Origin of the sequence: Pseudolysinimonas sp. (assembly GCF_044239695.1) — a bacterium.
In the GTDB taxonomy this organism is placed as follows: Bacteria; Actinomycetota; Actinomycetes; order Actinomycetales; family Microbacteriaceae; genus Pseudolysinimonas_A.
The window spans coordinates 1-4,107 of the sequence record NZ_JBIIAW010000167.1 but is presented as its reverse complement, the minus strand read 5'-3'; the positions used below and the strand labels follow the sequence as shown (position 1 = coordinate 4,107).

The 4,107-nt window shown below is 72.8% G+C and carries 5 protein-coding genes; 2 read left to right on the top strand and 3 right to left on the bottom strand.

Annotated elements, in window-relative coordinates; genetic code table 11:
• A partial coding sequence (locus ACILQS_RS15830; RefSeq protein WP_395641089.1) for an aminopeptidase P N-terminal domain-containing protein occupies positions 1 to 934 on the bottom strand: 934 nt, incomplete at its 3' end.
• Positions 935 to 944: 10 nt separating this feature from the next.
• Positions 945 to 1,964, bottom strand: coding sequence for an endonuclease/exonuclease/phosphatase family protein (locus ACILQS_RS15825; RefSeq protein WP_395641088.1), 1,020 nt, complete (start codon positions 1,962 to 1,964; stop codon positions 945 to 947).
• Between the two features lie 25 nt (positions 1,965 to 1,989).
• Here ACILQS_RS15825 and ACILQS_RS15820 point away from each other — a divergent pair, with 25 nt between their 5' ends.
• Positions 1,990 to 2,862: a PHP domain-containing protein gene (locus tag ACILQS_RS15820; protein ID WP_395641087.1), complete on the top strand. Its 873-nt coding sequence runs from the start codon at positions 1,990 to 1,992 to the stop codon at positions 2,860 to 2,862.
• 10 nt (positions 2,863 to 2,872) lie between these two features.
• On the opposite strand, the gene ACILQS_RS15815 is transcribed toward ACILQS_RS15820, so the two are convergent.
• Positions 2,873 to 3,430 (bottom strand): hypothetical protein, encoded by a 558-nt coding sequence (locus ACILQS_RS15815; protein ID WP_395641086.1) that lies wholly within the window; start codon positions 3,428 to 3,430, stop codon positions 2,873 to 2,875.
• 288 nt (positions 3,431 to 3,718) lie between these two features.
• On the opposite strand from ACILQS_RS15815, the gene ACILQS_RS15810 reads away from it, so the two are divergent.
• Positions 3,719 to 4,107 (top strand): lysophospholipid acyltransferase family protein (locus ACILQS_RS15810; protein WP_395641085.1); only part of this gene is annotated, 389 nt, incomplete at its 3' end.

Here is a 4,107-nt window from a genome sequence, read left to right as displayed (position 1 = left end):
CCGGCACCACCGGCCCGTCGTTGCGGGTCCAGTGCAGGTAGCAGGCGTGCGGGCCGCTCGCGGCGATCGTGTCGTAACCGACCGTGTTGCCGTCGATGCGCGCGCGGCGGTCGAAGGTGCCCTCGACCACGCGCTCGCCGCGTTCGGTTGCGATCGCGGCGGGCAGGTCGGCGATGACCTCGTCGAAGCCGCGCTTGGTCGCCGCGATGGCGGCGCGCAGCTCGGAGAGCTCCCAGTCGTCTTTCACGAAGCGCAGCTCGGAGAGATCGCTCGCGAAGGTCGCGTCGGCCTCGTCCTCGACCGTCTCGGCGTCGACGGCGGCGAGCAGCCGGCGGCCGTCGATCTGGTCGGTGAGCCCGTCGTCGGCGTCGCGCACGATCAGCGTCGCGGCATCCACCTGATCGAGCACGGCCTCGAACTCCGCGTGGTCGCGGGTGGCGAGGCCGAGGTCGGCGGCGACCTGCGCGAGGGACGGGCGCGGGCCGGTCCAGAACTCGCCGATGCCGGCGTTCGCGTAGAACTCGGTCGTGTCGCGCCCGGCGGCGGCGAGGAAGTAGAGGGTCGCGTCGTGCCCGTCGTCGGTCGGTTCGAACACCAGCACCGAGTCGGGCACGGCATCCGATCCCCAGCCGGTGAGGTAGGCGAAGGCCGAGTGGGCGCGGTACGGGTGGTCGGTGTCGTTGGAACGCACGGCCGCCGGGCCAGCCGGGACGATCAGCCGCGTGCCGGGGTACTGCTGCGAGATGCGCAGGCGCCGGGCCGCGGCGTACGGGGCGGCGACGCGCGGCGACGGGGTGATGTCGGGGCGCTCGGCCCAGCCCCCGGAGATGTAGCTGCGGAAGGCGGAGTCCGTCGGCAGCGCCGACCGGTTCGCGGTCGTGCGCGGAGCGGCCGCTTCTGACGGGGCAGGGGAGGAGCTGGGCGAGTCGGCCATGCTCCCATTCTCATCCCGCGGGACGCAACTGCGCGACGACGGGGCGGTGGTCGCTGCCGGCGTCGTCGAGCGCGGTGATCACCCGGAAGCCGACGAAGTCCCAGTTCGGCGTCGCCATCACGTGGTCGATCGGGGCTCCCAGCAGCGTCGGCAGCACCGCCGGCCAGCTGCCCACCGCCGCGTTGCCGGTGAGGCGCGCGCCGTCCCGGCATCCGCCGAGCCCGCCGCTGGCGTCGGAGGCGGCGTCGAGTCCCGTGTAGTGGTCGAGGGTCGAATTGAGGTCGCCGGCGAGGATCACGTTCTCGCCCGCGCACCGGGCGGCGAGCCAGTCGAGCCCCTGCCGCCACCCGCTCATCTCGCCCGGGACGGGGGCGACCGGATGCGCACCCACGATCACCGGACCCGTTCCGTCGAGCGGGACCGCGAGTACCGAGGGCAGCGTGTCGGTGCCGCCGACGCTGTCGTCGCGGGCGTAGGCGCCGAGGTCGGCGGAGATGAGCACCATCGTCGACCGTGCCTTCGAGATGAGGTCGTACGACAGCGGGATCAGTTGCATCGGCGACCCCGCCGCGGAGAGCTGCGCCTGCACGAGCCGTGCGTACTCCTCGCTCGTCTCGGGGAGGACGACGATGTCGGCGTCCTCGTCGACGATCAGCCCGACGGTCGTCTCCAGCTCGGGCTGGTCGCCGAGGGTGTTCCAGGACAGCACCGTGAGGTCATCCGCCGCCTTCGCCTCGAAGGCCGCGTCGCCCGCGCCACGGGTGGTCAACACGGCGAGCTGGATGCCGGCGAACAGCAGCAGGAGCAGCGCCAGCGCGCCGGCGAACCGTCGCACGCCCGAGGAGACGAGCGCGATGAGCGTGAAGAGCACCGCGCCGAGGAGCGCGACCGCGGTCAGCAGGCCGCGCATCGTCGTCACCTGCACGACTCCCGTCTCGCGCTGGATGCCGAGCAACTGCGGCCAGGCCGCGATCAGCAGGACGGCGGCGGCGACGACGAGTACGGCGGCGGAGAGGACACGGCGGAACATGGCCCGTCGAGCCTACGATGGCGGGATGTGCCCGGCTGTCCCCGAACCGCGCGGTGCGATCGATCTGCACGCGCACAGCAGCGTCTCCGATGGCACCGAGACACCGGCGGAACTCGTCGCGGCGGGGGTCGCCGCCGGGCTCGGGGTGCTCGCGATCACCGACCACGACTCGACGGCGGGCTGGGTTCCCGCGTTCGAGGCGGCCGAGGGCACCGGTCTCACCGTGCTGCCGGGGATGGAGCTCTCCACCCAGCTCGACGGCGCGAGTGTGCATCTGCTCGCCTACCTCATCGATCCGGCCCACCCCGGGCTGCTGGCCGAGACCGAGAAGATCCGGGCTGAGCGACTGCACCGGGCCGAGGCGATGGTGCAGCGCATCGCCGTCGACTACGCGCTGGACTGGGAGGACGTGCTCGCGCAAGCCCAGCCCGGAGCGACTCTGGGGCGCCCGCACATCGCCGACGCGCTCGTCGCGCGCGGTCACGTCACCGACCGCAGCGCCGCGTTCCAGAGCATCCTGCACTGGCGCGGCGGCTACTACCGCCCGCACGCCGCGCCGAAGCCGCTCGAGGGGGTCGAACTCATCGTCGCCGCGGGCGGCGTACCCGTGCTCGCCCACCCCGGCGGGCGCGGCCCCGACCGGCTGGTCGACGAGCGTCGGACGCGGGCGCTCGTGGATGCCGGCCTCGCCGGTGTCGAGGTGGGGCACCGCGACAACCCGCCCGCCGCCCGCGAGAAGTGGGCCGCGATCGCCCAGCGCTACGACCTCATCGTGACCGGGTCGAGCGACTATCACGGGCGCGGCAAACCCAACCTGCTCGCCGAGAACACGACGACCCCGGAGGCCTACGCCCGGATCGTCGAGCTCGGCACCGGGTCGAGCCCGTTCGCGGGCTGAGCCCGGCCGCTCAGCGGTGCCAGAGGGCCGACAGCGGGGCGTCCGGCCCCTGCAGCAGCAGGTCGTCCTCGGTGCAGACGGCGCTGACCGTGGGGATGTCGGTGTAGTCGATCGCCGGCACCGGCGGGGCATCGGGGCTGACCGGCACGTCGGGGTCGGGCACGTTCGCCCAGTTCGCGAGGTCGACCGTGTCGGGCCCGGCACCGGCGGCCCAGTCGCCGGACCCCGTGTACGCCGACGGCTGGTCGAGCGGCACGCGGGTGTCGCCGGCGACGATCGTGCCCGTCGTGCGCAGATCGATGTCGGTCGCGACGAGACCGTCGGCGGTGAACGTGATCGTGCCGGCTCCCGTCATCGCGAATCCCTCGATCGGCAGGCCCAGGCCGAGCACGAACGCCTCCGACTGGGCGGCGTAGTCGGCGACGTCGAGCTGCCAGGTGCCGACGAGGCACGGCTGGTCCGTCGACGACGGCGGGTCGGCATCCGGAGTCTCGGCGGGTGCCGTGCAGCCGGTCATCGCGAGGACGGCAGCGGCGGCGAGAGTCACCGCGGGGACGGTGGCGCGCATGGGAGTTCCTTCCGTCGGTGGAGGTCTACGCTTCCACGACGTACGGCCCCGGGTCCAGGGTTGACGTGCCCGACCGCTCAGCGGGCGACAGCCTCCAGCAGCACCGAGAACTGGGCGATCGCGAGCACACACGCGCCGACGAAGGCCACCGCGGAGACGATCGACGCCCCCAGCACGAAGCCCCCCGGTTTCATGGGATCAGGCTAGGAGCGCACGCCCCATCCGCCCAGCCCCGGTTCAGGGGTCAACCCCCAGTTCGCCGCTGGGCGCGCCCGTTAGGGTCGTGGAATGCGCCGCTACCGCAACGAACCGATCTACACCGGAGCGATCACCGTGGGGCGGCTGCTGTTCGGCGTGCTGCGGGTGAAGCTGCGCGTCGCCGGCCGCGATCACCTCCCGGTCGACGGGGGCGCGGTGATCGCGATCACCCACTTCGGGTACCTCGAGTTCGCGATCGTCGAATGGGTGACCTGGCTCGCCAACAAGCGTCGCATCCGGTTCATGGCCAAGAAGGGCGCTTTCAAGGGATGGCCGCTCGGGGCGCTCATGCGCAACATGAAGCACATCCCGGTCGACCGTGCCGCGGGGGCGCACGCCTACGACGAGGCCGTCGCGGCGCTGAAGCGCGGCGAGCGGATCGGTGTCTTCCCCGAGGGCCCCGTGAGCCGCCGCTTCGA